A 17159-nucleotide genomic window follows, 5' to 3' on the forward strand; every position below is an offset into this window, starting at 1 on the left:
CGATTCGGTTCCCGCCACGCCGCAGCGTCAGCCGGTCGTGGCCGCGGCGACGGTGGTCTCGACCACAGCGTGCACCGCGGGCTCGGTCACCATGGACAGGTGCCCGCCGGGTACGGCGTGCACGCGCCCGGCGGATACGCCCAGCTCGCGCCAGCGTTCGGCCTGGCCGGGCGCGTCGACGGTGAGCAGCACGGTGACCTCAGCGCAGTCGTCCGCGCGGACCCGGTACCGGCGCTGTGCCCGCATTCCCAGCTCCCAGAACACCCGCTTCTGCCGGGCAAGGTCGTAGCGCACCATTCCTGCCCCCGCGGCCAGTGCCAGGTCGGCGGCCAGCCGCACCGGGCGGGCCGGCCGGGAGCACGTGGCCGCGGTGCCGGTGAACCCCTCCTGTTTGTCGCTCCACTGCCCGAGGGCGGCGTCGGCGTCGACCACGGTGTCGAGCAGGATCACCTGCGCCACCTGGTGGCCACGCACGCGCAGCAGCCGTGCGGTTTCGAGCGCCACCATGCCACCGAAGGAATGCCCCACCAGCAGATACGGTCCGTGCGGCTGCGCGGCGGCGAGGGCCCGCGCGTGTCGGCGGGCCGCGCCGCGCACGGTCCAGGATGCCGGCGAGCGGGATTGCAGGCCGTGTGCCTGCACTCCGTATACCGCCAGTTTCCCCGTCGCCGGGCTGCTGAGCGCGGAGACCAACGGGAGGAACCAGGCGGCCGAGGCGCCCGCGCCGGCGAAGCAGAACAGCGCGGGCGTCGCGCCCGGCCGCAGCTGCTGGCACGAGCTGTCGCCGGCGCCGAAGCCACCGCGGTGGCGCCGCAGCAGGCGCGCTGCCTGTTCGTCGAGGGTGGGATCGTCGTGGAAATCGGCGACGGTCAGCGGCAGCACCAGGGTGGTGCGGGAGCCGACGATGACCTCTTCCACCGCTAGCGAACTACCACCGAGCGTGCCGAAGGTGTCCGCCGGTCCGGGCTCGACACCCAGCGCCTGCGACCACACCCGCGCCAGTTCGGCCCGCACCGCCGCGTGTCCCCGCGCGCGACGGCCGCGCCGCGTTCTCCTCATCACCGACCACCTCCGCCTTACCAGTCGGCCCGTACCCGCGCCGGGTTCCCGACGCTCGACACTCGTCACATGTGGTATTCTGCGGCTGCGCCCCGGCCTGTTCGGCCGTCTCGACCACCCGCTCGCCGTCTCTTCCGCGGTTTCCGCCGCACGGCTCGAGAGCGATTTTCCTGGTGCGCGATATACCTTCCGACGACAGCCTCACTGTGGCGTCCCCTGATGCGGGCACCGCACGGCATTTCATCGCCGATTCCGGCGCGCTGATGCTGGCCGCGGTCCTCAACGGGGGACTCGGGCTGGTCTTCTGGGCCGTGGCCGCGCGCACCCTGCCCGTAGAAGCGGTGGGCCGTTCGGCCACCATCGTGATGGCCGCCACCACCATCGGGGCGCTGTCGAACCTGAGCATGGGTCCGTTCTTCGAGCGTTTCCTGTCCACCGCGGGCGGGGCCGGGCGCACGCTGATCCTGCGCACCCACGCGGTAGTGGCCGCGCTGGCCGCCGCACTCGCGCTCGGCTATCTCACTGTGGCGCCGCGCGAGCTGTTCGCCGACCGGTGGACCGCGGCGGCGTTCGTGGTGACCGCCGTGGTGATCGGGGCTTTCGCGCTGCAGGATGCGATCCTGATCGGGCTGCTGCGGGGGCGCTGGTCCGCGCTGAAGAACATTTTCCACGCGGTGGGCAAGCTCGCGCTGCTGGTGGCGCTGGCGGTGCTCGCCGGAGATGCCACCGCGGTGCTGCTGGCCTGGACTGTGCCCGCGGCGGTGGCCGTGCTGGTGGTCCAGGTCCTCGTCGTGACCGGACGAGGCGGCCTCGACCAGATCTTCGCCGTCACCGGCGCGCTGCCGCCCGTCCGGGCGCTGGTGCGCGAATGTGCCTCGCTTTACGGGATCGTGCTGGTGAACGCGCTGCTCCCGGTCACCGTTCCGCTGCTGGTGGTCCACGCGCTCGGGGTCGCCGATGCCGCCTATTTCGGGGTGGCCTGGACCCTGGTGGCCGGGGTGAGCCTGGTGCTGGCCGTGATCAGCGGCCCGTTCGTCGCGCGCGCCGCCACCCGTCCACCCGATCTGCCCGCGCTGGTGCGCCGCCAGACCCGGTTGCTGCTGGCCGTCGCGACCGCGGCGGCGGTGGCGCTCGGTGTAGTGGCGCCGATCGCCTTGATCGCCCTCGGCGCCGGTTACGCCGACAACGCCCGCTCACTGTTGCTGGCCATGGCGGTGACCCAGCTTCTCTCGGTGCCGGGTTACATCTTCGGCGGTCTGGTCCGGGTGCAGCGGCGGCTGGGGTATGCGCTGTGTGTGCAGACCGGGATGGCGGTGGGTGTGGTCGGCCTGACCTGGGCGCTGCTGCCCCGCTATGGGCTGACCGCGGTCGGGCTGGCCTATCTGGTGATGGAGTTCGTCATGATCGCCGCGGTGGCCGTGCCGGTGCGCCGGATGCTGGCCGAGATCCGGTCCTCGGCCGAACCGGAAGCGGTGCCCGTCCGATGAGCGCGGCCCCGGCGGTGACGGTGCTGATCCCCGCGCACAATGCCGAGCCGTATCTGGCCGAAGCGATGGATTCGGCGCTCGCGCAGAACTTCACCGATATCGAGGTGCTCGTCATCGACGACGGCTCCACCGACAACACCGCCCGGATCGCGCAGCGCTACGACGACCCGCGGGTCGTCCTGGCGCGCCAACCCTGGTCGGGAGTGGTGGCTGCCGCCAATCACGGTCTCGACCTGGCCAAGGGTGCGCTGATCGCCCGGCTCGACGCCGACGACGTGATGTGGCAGGGCCGGCTGCGCGCCCAAGTCGAGTTCCTGGCGCGGCATCCCCGCGTGGTCGCGGTGGGCACCGACTACCGGCTGATCGGCACCGCGCACGGCCGGGTGCGGATGCCGCGCAGCGACCGCGCTTGCCGACAGCGGCTGGCGCTGAGCAGCTGTTTCGCGCATTCGAGTGTGCTGATGCGCGCGGCGGTGCTCGACGCCGCAGGGGTGCGGTACCGGCCCGAGACCGAAGGCATGGGCGAGGATTACGCGCTGTGGTGCGACCTCAGCGCACACGGCGAGTTCGCCAATCTGCCGATCATGGGCCTGGATTATCGCGTCCACGACACCCAGGCCACTCGAGTGCGCTGGGCACAGCTGGTCGACTCCTCATACGCTGTCGCCCGCCGGCACGCTCTGGCACTGGGACACCCGGTGCCCGACCGCGCTGAACTGCTGGCGTTGCTGGCTCCCTCGGACCCGCCGCGGCCGTGGCTGGTCGCCCGGGCGGCAAGCAACGCGCTGCGCCGGTCACCGGGCTGGGAGACGACCCGGTTCGTCACCGCCACTGCCCTGCGGCGATGGAAGGAGGCCGCCGATGCCCGCATCCACCGGTGAAACGCCCAGCGCGAGCGGCGCCGATATTCCCGGTGTTGACGTCATCATCCCGGTGTTCGACGCCGCTGATCACATCGTCGACTGTGTGGCTTCGCTGGCGCGCCTGGTCCCCCGGCCTGCCCGGGTCATCGTGGTCGACGACTGTTCCACCGATGACAGCGGCCCGATCGCCGTGGCCGCACTCACCGCGGCGGGTCTGCCCGCCACCCTGGTGACCATGCCCGAACGACGCGGTCCTGGCACGGCCCGCAACCGGGGCTTGGCCGTGGCGACGGCACCGCTGGTGTGGTTCGTCGACGCCGACGACACCGTCGCACCGGACATGCTGCGAATACTGGGCACCGCGCTGGGCGAACACGATTTCGCGGTCTGCCGCGCCACGCTTGTCGACCCGACCGGGCGAGTCCTCGGCATCGACGAACCCCTCCCGCCGAGACCGGTCGTGACCGGTGCCGGTTACGCACGGCTGCTCGTCGCCGGGCGGGCTCGCGCCTACGCGCCGACCAAACTGTTTCGCCGCGCCGCCCTGTCGGCCCGCCCCTGGGATGAAGTGCACCGCTACGAGGACCTGGCCGCGATGATCGGGGTCGCGCTGGGCGCAGGCTCGGTCGCAATGGTCCCCGACGCGCCCTACCACTACCGCAGGCACAGCGGTTCGGCCTCGCAGCGCTTCGACCCGGCCAGTTTCGAACTGCTGCGGATGCCGCGACGGGCACTGGATCGGCTGGCCGCGGCGGGCGCCGCGCCGTCGCGAGCCGAGACCGTCGCGTTCGTGCTGCGCGAATCGGTGTTCCCGCTGGCCCATCTGGCGATGCGGTCGGCTCCCAGCCCGGACGCCGACCGCGCGATCGCGGCGGCCCGGGCTCTGGTCCGGCCCGCGCAACTGCTGGTGCTGGCGGGTGCGGGCCGGTGGCGGCCTGCCCTGGCCGCGCTGGTGCTGCTGATGTTCCCCCGCCGCTACGCACAGATTCTGATGAGACGATGAGCATTCGTGACGACGACCCGGCCGCCGACGCCGTCCGCGCAGTGTGGCGCGAAGTGCTCGGTGTCGACAACATCGAACCGGGCGATACCTTCACCGGTCTCGGTGGCACCTCGCTACAGATCGTCGAGGTGCGCGACCTGCTGCGCCAGCATTTCGGCGTGCGCCTCGGCATCGCCGACCTGGCCGGTGCGACCACCGCGGCGGCGCTGGGCGCCCGGCTCGACGCGGCCGGGCGCGCGGCATTCACCCGCCGCACCGGCGCGGTGACCCGCGTCGGCGAGGACACCACCGAACCGCGGGTGCGGGTGTTCTGCCTGCCGGGTTCCGGGGGCAGCGCGTGGTCGTTCGTGCCGCTGGCCGCGCGGCTGCCGGCCGAGATCGCGCTGTACGCGGTGTGTCAGCGTGGGCTGGAGCGGCGCGGGCCCGCGCACTTCCGGATGCGCTCGCTGGTGCGCTACGCCACCCGGGCAATTCGCGCCGTCCAGCCGACGGGACCCTATGTGCTGCTGGGACATTCGATGGGCGCGGTGGCCGCGCTCGAGGTGGCGGCCCGGTTACGCGGCAGTGGCGGCGAAGTCGCGCTGGTGGTGCTGCTGGACGCACCGTTGCCCGCTGCCACCGCCCGGCTGCTCGGCGAGCCCGCGCATGCACCGGGCATCGCGGTCGGGGGTGCGGGTCGATCGGCGGCCGACCGGCTTCGCCTGTACGCGGCGATACCGACCGCCGGACTGGTCCGCCGGGCGGTGGGCCGCCAGCAGGAACTGTTCTACGAGATCGGGCTGCGGGTGCAGAACCGGCACCGGCTGCGCGCGGTCGCGGGACCGGCGCTGGCGGTGGTCACCGATCAGACCGCCCATCAACTGCCGGGCTGGCGGCAGGTGCTCGGGGAGGTCACCGTGGTGCGGGTGGCCGGCGGCCATATGGATGTTGTGCGCGAGGGACCGGTGCTGGCCGAGTTCGCCGATCGACTCACCGCGGCGCTCATGCCCGGATAGACCGCGGCGCGACCGAACGTTCGGCCGCGCCGCGGGTGACGCCGGAGTCGGGGCTACACGTCCCAGGTACGCCCGAAAGTGGTGACGGAGTCGCCGGAGTCACTGACCACGGTGACGTAGGGCTGGATCGTGGCCGGGCCGACGACGCCGGTGACGGTGCCGAGGAAGTTCACGACGCTGATCTTCCCGGTGGCCCCGCTGATCTTGCCGCTGGCCGCCTCGACCTGCTTGACGCCGGGGCCGAAGCCGACCTCCATCTCCGCGGTGAGGGTCGGGATCAGGCTACCGCTCAAGCCGAGGCTCGAGACGCCCGAGTCGATGTCGAATCCGAACGACGGGGTGGAGTAGCTGACCTTGATCTTGCCGCCGAAGGTCGCCGGGTAACCGATCAGGTACCCGATCTTGACGGTGCCGGTGAACTCTTCGGCCTTGTCCCCGGTGACCGTGAACTCGGCGGTGCCATCGTGAGTCCACTGGCGAGTCAGCGGGTTTCGGTCCAGCGGTGCCAGGCCGCGCACGAAGGTATCGGACATGATCGCGCTGATCGTGCGCTGCTCGGCGTCGACCACGACCGAGGTGCTGTCCACCGCGGCGCCGGCCGTGCCCGCGCTGAAGGTGACCGCGACGGCGGCGGCCAGGCCCACAACGGTGAGCCGTCCCCGGCGGCGAACTGGCGAGGACGGGTTGGAAGGCTTCATTGTTCCTTTTCTCTTTCTGTCGCTGCCGGATTCGGTCCCGGCAGGTGTGCGGAGTTACACCGTGGAGAAGGGGTCGGCGCGGTGCGCCTGGTAACGCCGGGGCAGGGCCGCGAGGGCTCCGGCGGCGAATAGTTCGGTCCAGCGGGTGGGCGGGCCCGCGGGGTCGAGCTCCACCCGCGCAGGCAGCCCCGGGAAATCGAGCGAAGCGAAAACCGATGTCGGATCGGCGAATTCGGCCCGCAGGTGTAGAACCTGCGGGCCTGCCTGCACTGGAGCGCGGTGGTAGGCGGGGCTGGGCACCAGCCGGTGCGGCATCCAGCCGTGGTCGGCGGGGACGAAGCCGGTGAACCGATCACGGTCCACCACCAGAACATTGAGCTCGGTGTCGGCCGGATCGGCCAGCTCGGCGGTGATCGCCGCGTCGCCGAAGGCCCAGCGCGGGCCGGCCAGCTGACCAGCGGGCGGGCCGGACACCGCGTAGCCCACCGCCCGCTCGCCGACACAGCGGTCGAGCACCGCGCGATAGTCCGACGTCCGGGGCAGGAAGTTCTGCAGGTAGCGGTACGGCCGGTAGGGGTCGCAGCGCAGAACGCCGCTGTCGAGTGCCCACAGCGAGTCGAACAGAGTCCAGCCGTGCGCGCCGGTCACCCGGATCGCCTCCCGCAGGAAATGTGCCTGGGCGGGGATCTCGGGCAGACAGGTCGAGGAGAAGACCGCGTCGAACCACCCGTCAGGGAACGGCAAGGTGAACTGCGCATCCAGGCAGATCGGATCCACGTCCGAGGTGACGAACCGGGTCACCGCGAGCAGATTCACCAGCTGACCGTCCACGCAGATCAGCTGCGCGGGCAGCCGGTCGCTGTGATCGAGGATGTTCTCGAAAACGCCGTGCCCGCCGCACAGCGACAGCACCCGATCACCGACCGGCAGATGCGCCAACTGCAACGCCGTGGCCGCCGCCCGCGGCGAGTAGAACCGCTGCGCGTAGAAGCTGTGCGCCAGCATTGATTCCGGGTCGCGCTTCGTCCTGGCCGTGGCGACCGCAGCCCGGACCGCGGCGAGCCGCCGGTGGGCGCGGGCCGCCAGCGGCCGGGACAGGACCCGATCGAGGCGGCGGCGCACCCCGAGATCGCCGAGCACACCGTAGTCGGCGTCGGCGGCCAGCGCAGCCGACTCCAGCCGCAGCCCCCTGGTGTGCAGGTCGACCGCGAACTCGGCGTAGTCGCGGTATCCGCCGATCACCAGCCGGTGTACCAGCGGACTGTGTCTGCGCAGCCAGTGCAGCAAACCTTCCACGTCGCCGCGCCGCAGGTACTCGATCGCCGCGGCTTGGATGGGCACGTAGGGGGCCAGACCCTCCTCGTGTCCGCCGTAGCCCTTTCCCAGGCCGAGCAGCAGGACGCCGCCCACGATGGGGAAGTCGAAACTCTCCGACCGCACCAGGCCGAACTCGACACGGTCACCGTCGCCGACCGCGCCCTCGGCGAGGGTGAGCGGTCCGCCGGTATACGGGCAGACCAGTGCTTCGATCGTGGCCGCGCGCATCAGTGTGGCGCCTGCGCGTAGACGCTGACCCAGTCGACCTGGATCTCGGTCCGCGCCGGTGTGCCCACCCACGGGCAGGGGGTGACGCCGTCGGCCTGGGCTTTGCGGCAGCCACCTGCCTGCGCCTGGATGCCGAGCCACATGGGCACCGACGGCACTCGGCTGCCCTCTTCGGTCGCCCAGACCCGGCCGTCGACCGTGTACCGGATCAGCCCCGGCAGCCATTCGACACCGAGCGTGTGCCATCGGGTGAAATCACCCTCGAGCACCTGCTTGGTCTTCTCGGCGCGTCCCTCGGCGTCGGTCCAGTGCAGGAAGGCGTCGAGATACCCACGGGCGCCGCCGAAGCTCTCCGCGAAATCGATCTCCGGCGGCCACACCTCGTTCTGCGGCCACAACAGCAGGTGATAGGTCACGTCGTCGCTTGCGTCGGCGCGGACGCGGACCTCCCACTTGCCGTACTGCTGCGCGTGCGGCCACATCCCGGCACCACCGGTCACCATCCGGCCGAACTCCTGATAGCCGGCCAGCACGAGCATCCCGTCGCGCACGGCGGTGTGCGACGGCAGCCAGAAACTGTCCGGGTCACCGCCGGGCACACCGCTGTATCGGCCCCAATCGGCCTGTGCCAGATCAGGTCCGGTGAAGTCGTCGACGAACACCTGACGCCAGCCGGCGCGGTCGCCGCGTGGCACGAGCACACCGGACGGGCCACCGTCATCGGCCGCCGATCCGGTCACTCGCACCAGCACCAGGCACAGTGTCACCGAAACCGCGATCGAGCCGAGCACTGCGATCCAGCGCAGCGCGGCGGGGATCCTTCTCATGTCAGCACTCCCATCCGGATCGCGGTGGCGCTGAGCCCGAGCACCAGCGCGGCGAAGACCAGCCCGTGCAATACCGGATGCGAGGTCATCAGCCGGTCGATGCTGCCCGTGCGGGGCACCGATCGTTCCCGCAGTGCGGTCGAGACCGCCAGCAGCACCAGCGCGATACCGAACATGACCGCGCCCGCGGGACCGGTCACGAAATTCCATAACACTGCGGTCAGCTCCTTCCCGTGCGCGCCAGCACCAGTGCGTGCGATGTGCGTTCGACAACGTGGTAGCGGCCCTGGGCGACCAGCTGGTCACCGAAGTCGTAGAGCCAGCCGTGCGGCGCGCCCCACTGCAGTTCCAGCGCCGACTGCTGGCTGGTGCTGAGCAGGATGTAATCGGCGTCGAAGGCATCGACGCATTCGACGGTCCACACCGAGCACTGCTTCCCTTCCGGCCAAACCACCGTGGTCAGGCGCGACATCTTCACCACGCCCTCCCCGTTCGAGGGCAGTAGACGCACCCGATCGGGCACACTGTCGAGCAACGACCTGGCCGCATCGACCAGATCTGCCGGGTTCCGCTCGAAAGCGGTGTTGAGTCCCCGGGTGGTGACGCCGAGCACGGCGGCCACCCACACGGCCACGGCGAGCGCGACCACCGCCGCACCGCGCCGCAGCGCGAGCGGGCGCACCCAGCGGTAGAACCGGGACAGCAGCAGCGCGGCCAGCGGCGCCATGATCGGCAGCGCGTAGAAGAAGCAGCGCAGCACGACCTCCCCGCCGTAGCTCTGACCTGCTATCAGCGCGAACGGCGCGGCCAGCAGCGCCGCGACCGCGAGCGCGGTCCGCCTGCGCCGGTACAGCAGCCAGCCGAGGCCGGCCAGCACTGCCAGGCTGCCGCTCCAGGCGATCCGCACCAGCTGCATCCGTTGATACTGTTCGGCGCCGCTGAACCGGTCGCCGAGACCGGATTGCAGGGAGTCGCTGACTTTGCCGAAGTCGCCGAGGATCACGTGCAGGTGACCGGTCCAGTAGTCGGGCGCGCCGTAACTGAGCCACGTCAGGAACACGATGCCGACCGCGACCGGCAATGCGCGCTGGCGCAGCGACCCCACCCCGGCCAGCAGGGTCAACGAGATGATCGTCAGTACCGGGGTGAGCTGGTGGCTGACCACGGTCGCGGTGGCGATGCCGAACAGCAGCAGCTCGAGCAGCAGCACCTGCCGGCGTCCGATCGATCCCGGCAGTCCCGGAACCCGCACCACCATCGCCGAAACACGCTGGACGAGGGTGCCTTCCAGCGGCGGCAACGGCGCCGACCGCAGCAGCCACAGCAGGGTGGCCACGATGCTGCAGTGCATGACGAACGCGATCGCCTGGGGCGAGAAGTAGTCCTGCTGGAACCAGTTGCCGCAGACAAAGATCGCCATGGCCACCCAGGCCAGGCGCCGACCGCCGGTGATCAGGGTGGCGATGGTGAACACCGGCAGCGCGGCGAACGCGGTGAGCACCGCGGGTGCCCACAACAGCAATGGGACGGCGTCGGGCAGCCCGGCCAGCTGGACCAGCACCGCGGCGGCATCGAAGAACCCCGACCAGCTGAACCGTGCGTCCAGGCTCGGCGGCAGCCGGTGCGCGGTGCCGATGTAGTCGATGAAACCCACGTGCACGAATCCGGTACCCACCACCGGGCTGCCGTCGGCGACGCCGACCAGCTGATACAGCAGGCACACCAGCACCGCGAGCGCGCTCGCCGCGACCGGTTGGTCCAGCCGACGGCGGCCGACCGCGAGCCCGAATGCCAGCCCGACCAATGCCAGCGCCAGCAGCAGTCGCCAGCTCACGACGGCGATCAGCCCATAGGGCCCGGTCGCGTCGAGGTCGATGACCCGGGTCTCCCACCAGCCCAGCAGCGTCGCCGTCACCACCGAGAGCACAGCGACACTGCGCCAGCGGTCCCACCAGCGCGGCCGCCATCGGGCCGGGATTACCGCGGGAACGGACCTGTCGTTGTCGCGCGACCGGGCCCGGTCGTCGCGGCTGTACCGCGCGGCCGCAGCCACCGACACCGCGCTCACCGCCACCGCGACCGCGGTCGGCGCCCACCAACCTGCCGTGACCTGCCACAGCGAGGTCAGCAGCCAGACCGCCCAGGACGTGCTCACGCCGAGCATGACCGAGATCGCCCGGCTCGGCAGCCGCAGCAGCGCCACCAGCGGGATACCCGGAGCCGCTGACATCAAGACCAGCACGAGCACGAGCCGCAGCCCGCCGCCGACATCGGCCGCGGCCGCGGCAGTCGCAGCGGTCGCGGCCACCGCGACGCCCGCGACGAGCACCGGTGGCAGTGCCGCCTGCGCCCGCCCGCCGCCCACGGCCGCGGGCGGCGGGGCGATGGTCGAGATACTCACCGGCGCCTCTCCCGGATGCTGATGCTGCGGGCGCGGCGCGCACTGCGGACCAGGTGTGCCGGGCCCGCCACATAACCGGCCAATTCGATCCAGGTCAGCGACGCCGGATAACCGGCGGTCTTGCCCGAGTTCTTGTCCGAGGCCGGGTCCAGCAGCAGACGCAGCCCGCCGGGCAGCACACGCACCGTCTCGCGTAACCCCCGCGGTCCGCTCGTGGCGTGCCGCAGCACATTGGCGCACATACCGACGCCGTAGTCGTACATCTGCTTGCGCAGCTGGGCGACGGTAGCGCGGTGGTGATGGCGCACGATGGCCGACGGCTGGTAGAAGATCGCGCACCCGCCGAGGATCACCCGGCGGAAGACATCGAGATCCTCTCCCCCACGGGCCGGTGAACCGGTCCCCAGCGCGGTGTCGAAACCTCCTGCGGCGCAGATGATTTCCCGTCGCAGTGCCATGTTGTTACCCGAGCCGAACTCGCTACCCGCGACCGGGTAGGCCGGCCCGCGTCGTCCACGCACGGCCTGCGGCTCATAGGCGCGCAGCCGGTCCAGAACGGCGGTGCCGGCTCCGGGCTCCCAGACCATCGGCCGGAAGCCTCGCTCGAAGCCGCTGCTCTGCTCGAACCACCGGTGCGTGGCAAGACCGAGATCGGCGGGCACCACGAGCCCGGTCACACAGCCGATCTCGGCGCCGGGATCGGCGTCGAAGACCTCGCTCAGCCGTGCCACCCAGTCGGGCTCAGCGGCAACGTCGTCGTCGGTGAACGCCACGACCGCACCGGTTGCCGCCGCGACTCCGGCATTGCGGGCCCAGGACACGCCACGGCGGAACTCCTCGACGACTCGCAGCCGCGGATCATCGAGCCCGGCCAGCGCGCGGCGAGTGCTGCCCGAGGCCGGGTCGTTGTCGACCACGATCACCTCATGGGCGGGGCGGGTCTGCGCGTGCAGCACCGCACGCACCGCCGTCGCCAGCGAGTCCGCGCGCCCCAACGTGCACACCACCACCGACACCGAGGTGTCCCCGACCGGCCAGTCCGGCGCGGGCGCCGCAGGCTGATCGGCCCGGAAACGCCGTGCCGCATCGAACACCTGCGCGTGCAGATCGGCGTCGGGGTCGGGAACCAGCTCCACCTGGCCCAGTGGCCGGTGATCAGCCCGCACCAGCACATGCACCCGCTCGGGAACAGTGGCCGGCACGACCGCCGGGGACGGGCCTGCGTCGGCATCGACACACCACACCGGTGCCGACTCAGTAGCCGGACCCGACCGCGGCACCACGGCAAGCGAATCCGGTTGCCGTGCCACGGCGGCCATGGCGCCGTCACGGAACAGCAGACCGCGCGCCAAGCCGGCCACCGCGGCGAGCAAACCGAGCACCGTCCAGCAGATCCTGGCCGCCGCCGCACGATCACCGCGGGCGAAAGCCATCGCCTCCCGGCCCATCGCGCGCGGAATCGCCACCAGCGCGTGGTCGGCTTCCGCGGACAGGGCGCCCGATGCGCCCTCCAGTCGCATCAGCATCGCCTTGGAGCCCCCCTCGGCGAAGCAGCGGCGCACCAGATAGCGGCGGGTGCACCGGTCGGCTTCGAGGTGGTGCAGGACAACGGCACCGGGAATGCGCCGGATGCCGCCGGCCGGATCGGCCGCACGCAGCCGGATCGCCAGATCGGTTTCCTCGCAGCCACTCGGTGTCGTCCCGCGTCGGCCCAGTACCGACCGGAACCCGCCCACCGCGACCGTCGCATCGCGGCGCAGGCCCATGTTCGCCCCGATGGGATTACGGACCTGTGCGCCCAGCGGCGCCATTCCGGCGTAATCGCAGCCGACCACCCAGTCGAATTCCGGTGGCAGCCACGGCGGCCGCTCGCCCGTGCCCGGCCACACCGGGCGGACCTCGCCGCCGACGGCGAGCAGGTCCGGGTCGTCGAACGCCGCCCGCAGGGAGCTCAGCCAGCCCCGCTGTGGCACCGCGTCGTCGTCGACGAACAGCACGATGTCAGCGCGGGTCGCCTCGACACCGGTGTTGCGCGCACCGGAAAGCCCCTGCGCGTACCGATTTTCGACGATAGTGATGCTGCTGCCAGGAAACGCCGCCGCCGCCCGCGCCCGCAGCACCGGATTGTGGTCGACGACGAGCACCACACTCGCCCCCGCCTGGTTGGCCTGCGCCGACACCTCGCTCACGCACGCCGACAGCAACTCCCATCGCCGCTCGGTGTAGCAGCAGATGATCACCGTCACCGAAGGGTCATGCTCGTTCACTCGGCGTCCTTCGCCGCGACGTCGGCCTCGGTCGGCCGAAGCGCCGGTGAGCGGCGATCAACCACCGGGCACGGCACCTCTGTCCGCCGCGGCGCGAAATGTGTCGCGGCCGGCGACAACCGAATGCTGCGGTCGCGAGTTCGCCACTCCTGCAGCAACGTCCGCAGCACCCGGCGACCGTCGCGCCAGGCATTCAGGTTGCTAGGGCCGTGCAGCCGGCGCTTCTCGTGGCTGGGCACCTCGCGGATCACCAGACCTGCGGCGGCGGCCCGGCAGGTGATGACAGTCTCGATCTCGAAGCCGTCGCCCCACCGCGGGAGACCGTCCGCGGGCCGGTGGTCGGGCAGGCCGAGCAGCGGGATCACATCACGCCAGAAAGCGTTGTAGCCGTAGCACAAGTCGGTGAAGTGCATACCGAAGAGCCGGTTGACGAGCGTGGTCAGGCCGTTGTTGCCTGCGCGGCGCAGCACTGTGATGTCGGCGCTGCCGCCGCCCGGCGCGAACCGAGTGCCCTTGGCGAAGTCGGCGCCGGCCAGCAGGGTGGCCACGAAGGCGTCGATCTCCCTGGCGTCGGCCGAGCCGTCGGCATCGAACATGACGATCACATCGCCGGTGGCCGCGGCGAATCCGCAGCCGAGTGCGTTGCCCTTGCCCCAGCGGGTCTGGCGCAGACAGATCGCGTCCGGCCGCAACTCGGCCACCACCGCCATCGACGCGTCGGTCGAGCCGCCGTCGACGACGATCACCTCGTAGTCCGCGGACACGGTGGGCAGCACCTCGCGCAGATTGCGTTCTTCGTTGAGCACCGGGACCACCACCGAGATCCGCGGACCTTCGCCCTGCGGCGAGCGATCGGTGTCGCCGAATTGTCTGCCGCGGTTGTGCCCGCGATACCAGTGGCCGCCAGTAGGCATCGGTTTCGTCCCTCAACTCCCGGTCGGCTCACTCGCACCGACTCACCACACAAGTCGGACCGCGGCGACGCGGGGTTCCCGTCACACGGCGCGAACCACCGTGCGCTGGATCACGATCCGGTGATCAGCCGGTGAACGCTGTCGCGCTCCCAGAACTTTCCGGCGCCGCCCCGGCGGCCTGCGGCAGCCCCGTCAGCAGGCAGGGACGGCCGGTGACGGGATTGTCGACGACTTGGGCCGCGACCCCGAACACCTCGAGCAGCAGCGCCGGAGTCAGGGTCGCGGCGGGTGCACCGGCCGCGGCCACCCGGCCTCCGTGCAGCACCACGACATGATCGGCGTAGGTGAGCGCGTGACTGAGATCGTGGATGGCGAGCACGATCGTCGCGTCCAGTTGCCGCAGCAGTTCCAGCAGCGAGAGCTGGGCGTGGATGTCGAGATGGTTGGTCGGTTCGTCGAGCAGGATCACCGGCGCCTGCTGGGCCAGCGCCCTGGCCAGCAGTACCCGCTGACGTTCGCCGCCGGACAATTCGGTGAACGCCCGGTCGGCGAATTCAGCCACCCCGACCCGGTCCATCGCCGCGAGCACGATCGCACGGTCGCGGCGCGAGTCCGGCTGGAGATACTTCTTGTGTGGCGAGCGCCCCATCGCCACGATCTCGCCGACGGTGAAGTCCGCGGCCGCACCCTGATGTTGGGTGACCACCGCACGAATTCTCGCCATCTCCCGCGCCGAGGTCCGCCATACGTCGTGCCCGGCGATATGGGCCGTGCCCGCACTGGGGCGCGTCGCCCGGTAGATCGCGCGCAACAAGGTGGACTTGCCCGAACCGTTCGGCCCGACCACCGCGGTGACCCGGCCCGGTGCGGCCTCGAGGTCGACCGCGTCGATGATCGTGTGCCCGGCCAACTCGACGCGCAGACCCTGCGCGCGCACCGCCGCCCCGGTCATACCGCGCCTCCGGTCCGGCTGCGCTTGAGCAGCCACAGGAAGAAGGGTCCGCCCAGCGCGGCGGTGAAAATGGTGAGCGGATACTCGTTGGGCACGTCGATCGCCCGCGCGGCCAGGTCGATCAGCACCAGGAAGGCGGCACCGTAGACCGCCGCCGCGGGCAGCAGCCGACGGTAGTCCGCGCCGGTGAGAGTACGCACCACATGCGGGATCATCAGCCCGACGAAACCGACCCCGCCCGCGATGGCGACCGCGAGCCCGGTGAGCACCGCGACGATGACGATCAGCTGCACCCGCAGCCTGTTCACGTCCACACCGAGGGCCACGGCGTCGTCGTCGCCCATCGACAGCGCGTTGAGTCCGCGCCCCTGCACCATCAGCCAGACCAGGCACACCGCCGCCAGCGCGGCGGGCAGGGCCAGCGCGCCCAGCTCGGCGCCGGCCACACTGCCCATCATCCAGAACAGGATGCCGCGGATCTCGGCCGGCTCGGAACGCAGTTGGATGAGGCTGGTGGCGGCGGCGGCGACCTGCCCGACACCGACACCGGCCAGCACGATCCGCGGCCCGGTGAACTGCCCGTGCTGATGAGCGAACACCAGCACCAGCACCAGCGAGATCATCGCACCGACAAAACCCGCGACCGGCACACCGACGTTGCGCAGCCACAGCGCCGACGCCGACGACATCACCACCACCGCCGCCAGGGCCGCACCGGAGGACACACCGAGCACGAACGGATCGGCCAACGGATTGCGGACCATACCCTGCAGTACCGCACCCGCCACCGACAACGCCGCGCCCACGATCGCCGCGGCCAGCACCCGCGGCACCCGCAACTGCCACACGATCATGCCGTCGAGCGCGTCGGGCGCGGGACCGCTGTGCAGCACATGGAACCGGATGGTGGTCCACACCTGCCCGATCGGCACCGTCACCGAGCCGAACGAGATCCCGATCAGGCAGGCGGCAACCAGCACCAGCGCACCGACGCCGAGCACCAGCCCGATCCCGCACCGGCCGGACCCGGCCCAGCCGGTGCGCGGCCGGTCAGAACGCGCCGGGGTGGGCGACGCGGGCGATCTTCTCGATCGCGTCCGCGTTCGCAGGCCCGAGGTAGACACCATCGGACACCTTCACATAGGTCTTGGTCTTCGACGCGTTCCACTGCGGGTAGGCGGCGAAGAGCTTGGCGGCCTCGGCGTCGAGGTCCTCGCCCGGCCGGTAGGCGCCGAGCACGAGCACGTCGACCTGCGCGGCGGCCAACTGTTCGGCGCTCAGGTTGCCGGTCAGGTCCCAGCCACCGTCGGGGAAGCTGGGATCCCCACCCGCCGCGCGCACGACCGAGTCGTAGATTGTGCCGGAGAAGACCGCGGGCAGCCCGTTGGCGTTCATGACGCTCATGTCCGGGAACGCGATCAGCATCCGTTTCGGTTCGCGCCCGGCTACTTTCGCGCGCACGGCATCGATGCGTCCACGCAGCTGCCCGACCAGATCGGTAGCGCGATCGGGCACGCCGAAGACCTGGCCGATGAGCTCGGCGAACGCCATCGTGGACTCGGTGGACCCGGCGCGGTACGCCTGCTCCTCGGCCGGGGTGACGTTGCGCGATTTGCCGTAGGCGCAGTTGACCGGGTTGACCAGGGTACGGATTCCGGCCTGGTGCAACATCTCCCGGCTGGCGAAGCCGAACTTCGGGTCGAAACCACCCGACCAGGTGGAAACCACCAGATCCGGGCGCAGCGACAGCGCCTGTTCGGCGGGCACGTCGGCAGCCGCGTTGAGCGCGAGGTCACCCTTCGACACGGCGGCAACCTTGTCTGCCATGCCCGGAATGTCGGAAACGCCGTAGAACTGGGTGTTGGCCACGATCCGGTCACCCAAGCCGAGCGAGACGAAGGTCTCCACCTCACCGACCGAGGCGCCCTGCAGGATCAGCACCCGCGACGGCGGTCGGTCGAAGGTCTGCTGGTAGCCACAGTTGTCCACGCTGACCGGGAATCCGGCCGCCGGGCCCGCGCCTGCCTGTGTCTGCTCGACGGTCGGCGACCCGCAGGCCCCGAGCAGTCCGGTGCCGGCCGTCAACAGCCCGCACAGCGCCAGCCGGGAAAGGCTTCGTCTCTTCACGCCGTGTACTCGCCCTCTGGA

General features: G+C 71.0%; 15 protein-coding genes. 4 read left to right on the forward strand and 11 right to left on the reverse strand.

Annotated elements, in window-relative coordinates; genetic code table 11:
- Positions 1 to 27 precede the first annotated feature (27 nt).
- Positions 28 to 1059 carry an alpha/beta fold hydrolase gene (locus tag ACTWPB_RS25685; protein ID WP_446223086.1) on the reverse strand — a complete coding sequence of 344 codons (1032 nt, stop codon included), beginning with the start codon at positions 1057 to 1059 and terminating at the stop codon, positions 28 to 30.
- Positions 1060 to 1265: 206 nt separating this feature from the next.
- Between ACTWPB_RS25685 and ACTWPB_RS25690 the strand changes: the two genes are divergently transcribed.
- Genes ACTWPB_RS25690 through ACTWPB_RS25705 form a run of 4 tightly spaced genes read left to right on the forward strand, consistent with a single transcriptional unit; the run spans position 1266 to position 5407 of the window.
- Positions 1266 to 2546, forward strand: a complete 1281-nt coding sequence (locus ACTWPB_RS25690) for a lipopolysaccharide biosynthesis protein (protein WP_446223087.1) — start codon at positions 1266 to 1268, stop codon at positions 2544 to 2546.
- Positions 2543 to 3427 (forward strand): glycosyltransferase family 2 protein, encoded by an 885-nt coding sequence (locus tag ACTWPB_RS25695; RefSeq protein WP_446223088.1) that lies wholly within the window; start codon positions 2543 to 2545, stop codon positions 3425 to 3427. The genes ACTWPB_RS25690 and ACTWPB_RS25695 overlap by 4 nt, the downstream gene beginning before the upstream one ends.
- A complete protein-coding gene (locus ACTWPB_RS25700) occupies positions 3408 to 4412 on the forward strand; it encodes a glycosyltransferase family 2 protein (protein ID WP_446223089.1) in 1005 nt (334 codons plus the stop codon). Before ACTWPB_RS25695 ends, ACTWPB_RS25700 begins: the two co-directional genes overlap by 20 nt.
- The gene (locus ACTWPB_RS25705; RefSeq protein ID WP_446223090.1) at positions 4409 to 5407 is read left to right on the forward strand and encodes an alpha/beta fold hydrolase; all 999 of its coding nucleotides are present in this window, start codon (positions 4409 to 4411) and stop codon (positions 5405 to 5407) included. The genes ACTWPB_RS25700 and ACTWPB_RS25705 overlap by 4 nt, the downstream gene beginning before the upstream one ends.
- A 53-nt stretch (positions 5408 to 5460) precedes the next feature.
- Here the strand turns inward: ACTWPB_RS25705 and ACTWPB_RS25710 are convergent, their stop codons facing one another.
- The 10 genes from ACTWPB_RS25710 to ACTWPB_RS25755 all read right to left on the reverse strand — a co-directional run bounded on the left by ACTWPB_RS25710 (position 5461) and on the right by ACTWPB_RS25755 (position 17138).
- Positions 5461 to 6105 (reverse strand): MspA family porin, encoded by a 645-nt coding sequence (locus tag ACTWPB_RS25710; RefSeq protein ID WP_446223091.1) that lies wholly within the window; start codon positions 6103 to 6105, stop codon positions 5461 to 5463.
- A 54-nt stretch (positions 6106 to 6159) separates the two neighbouring features.
- Positions 6160 to 7650, reverse strand: coding sequence for a class I SAM-dependent methyltransferase (locus ACTWPB_RS25715; RefSeq protein WP_446223092.1), 1491 nt, complete (start codon positions 7648 to 7650; stop codon positions 6160 to 6162).
- The gene (locus ACTWPB_RS25720; protein WP_446223093.1) at positions 7650 to 8477 is read right to left on the reverse strand and encodes a glycoside hydrolase family 16 protein; all 828 of its coding nucleotides are present in this window, start codon (positions 8475 to 8477) and stop codon (positions 7650 to 7652) included. The genes ACTWPB_RS25715 and ACTWPB_RS25720 overlap by 1 nt, the downstream gene beginning before the upstream one ends.
- Complete coding sequence (locus tag ACTWPB_RS25725; protein ID WP_446223094.1) at positions 8474 to 8677, reverse strand: hypothetical protein; 204 nt, start codon at positions 8675 to 8677, stop codon at positions 8474 to 8476. The genes ACTWPB_RS25720 and ACTWPB_RS25725 overlap by 4 nt, the downstream gene beginning before the upstream one ends.
- A gap of 20 nt (positions 8678 to 8697) precedes the next feature.
- Entirely contained in the window at positions 8698 to 10878 is a 2181-nt protein-coding gene (locus ACTWPB_RS25730; RefSeq protein ID WP_446223095.1) for a hypothetical protein, read from the reverse strand.
- Entirely contained in the window at positions 10875 to 13145 is a 2271-nt protein-coding gene (locus ACTWPB_RS25735) for a glycosyltransferase family 2 protein (RefSeq protein ID WP_446223096.1), read from the reverse strand. The genes ACTWPB_RS25730 and ACTWPB_RS25735 overlap by 4 nt, the downstream gene beginning before the upstream one ends.
- Positions 13142 to 14059, reverse strand: coding sequence for a glycosyltransferase family 2 protein (locus ACTWPB_RS25740; RefSeq protein ID WP_446223097.1), 918 nt, complete (start codon positions 14057 to 14059; stop codon positions 13142 to 13144). The genes ACTWPB_RS25735 and ACTWPB_RS25740 overlap by 4 nt, the downstream gene beginning before the upstream one ends.
- Positions 14060 to 14183: 124 nt before the next feature.
- Entirely contained in the window at positions 14184 to 15011 is an 828-nt protein-coding gene (locus ACTWPB_RS25745) for an ABC transporter ATP-binding protein (RefSeq protein WP_446223098.1), read from the reverse strand.
- Complete coding sequence (locus ACTWPB_RS25750) at positions 15008 to 16012, reverse strand: FecCD family ABC transporter permease (protein WP_446223099.1); 1005 nt, start codon at positions 16010 to 16012, stop codon at positions 15008 to 15010. The genes ACTWPB_RS25745 and ACTWPB_RS25750 overlap by 4 nt, the downstream gene beginning before the upstream one ends.
- Before the next feature lie 49 nt (positions 16013 to 16061).
- A complete protein-coding gene (locus ACTWPB_RS25755; RefSeq protein WP_446223100.1) occupies positions 16062 to 17138 on the reverse strand; it encodes an ABC transporter substrate-binding protein in 1077 nt (358 codons plus the stop codon).
- Positions 17139 to 17159: the final 21 nt, after the last annotated feature.

Source organism: Nocardia sp. IBHARD005, assembly GCF_052814245.1.

Coding starts and splice junctions, on each gene's coding strand:
- ACTWPB_RS25715 (WP_446223092.1), bottom strand. CDS start 7,650: ATGCGCGCGGCCACGATCGAAGCACTGGTCTGCCCGTATACCGGCGGA.
- ACTWPB_RS25710 (WP_446223091.1), bottom strand. CDS start 6,105: ATGAAGCCTTCCAACCCGTCCTCGCCAGTTCGCCGCCGGGGACGGCTC.
- ACTWPB_RS25705 (WP_446223090.1), top strand. CDS start 4,409: ATGAGCATTCGTGACGACGACCCGGCCGCCGACGCCGTCCGCGCAGTG.
- ACTWPB_RS25685 (WP_446223086.1), bottom strand. CDS start 1,059: ATGAGGAGAACGCGGCGCGGCCGTCGCGCGCGGGGACACGCGGCGGTG.
- ACTWPB_RS25700 (WP_446223089.1), top strand. CDS start 3,408: ATGCCCGCATCCACCGGTGAAACGCCCAGCGCGAGCGGCGCCGATATT.
- ACTWPB_RS25720 (WP_446223093.1), bottom strand. CDS start 8,477: ATGAGAAGGATCCCCGCCGCGCTGCGCTGGATCGCAGTGCTCGGCTCG.
- ACTWPB_RS25740 (WP_446223097.1), bottom strand. CDS start 14,059: ATGCCTACTGGCGGCCACTGGTATCGCGGGCACAACCGCGGCAGACAA.
- ACTWPB_RS25695 (WP_446223088.1), top strand. CDS start 2,543: ATGAGCGCGGCCCCGGCGGTGACGGTGCTGATCCCCGCGCACAATGCC.
- ACTWPB_RS25745 (WP_446223098.1), bottom strand. CDS start 15,011: ATGACCGGGGCGGCGGTGCGCGCGCAGGGTCTGCGCGTCGAGTTGGCC.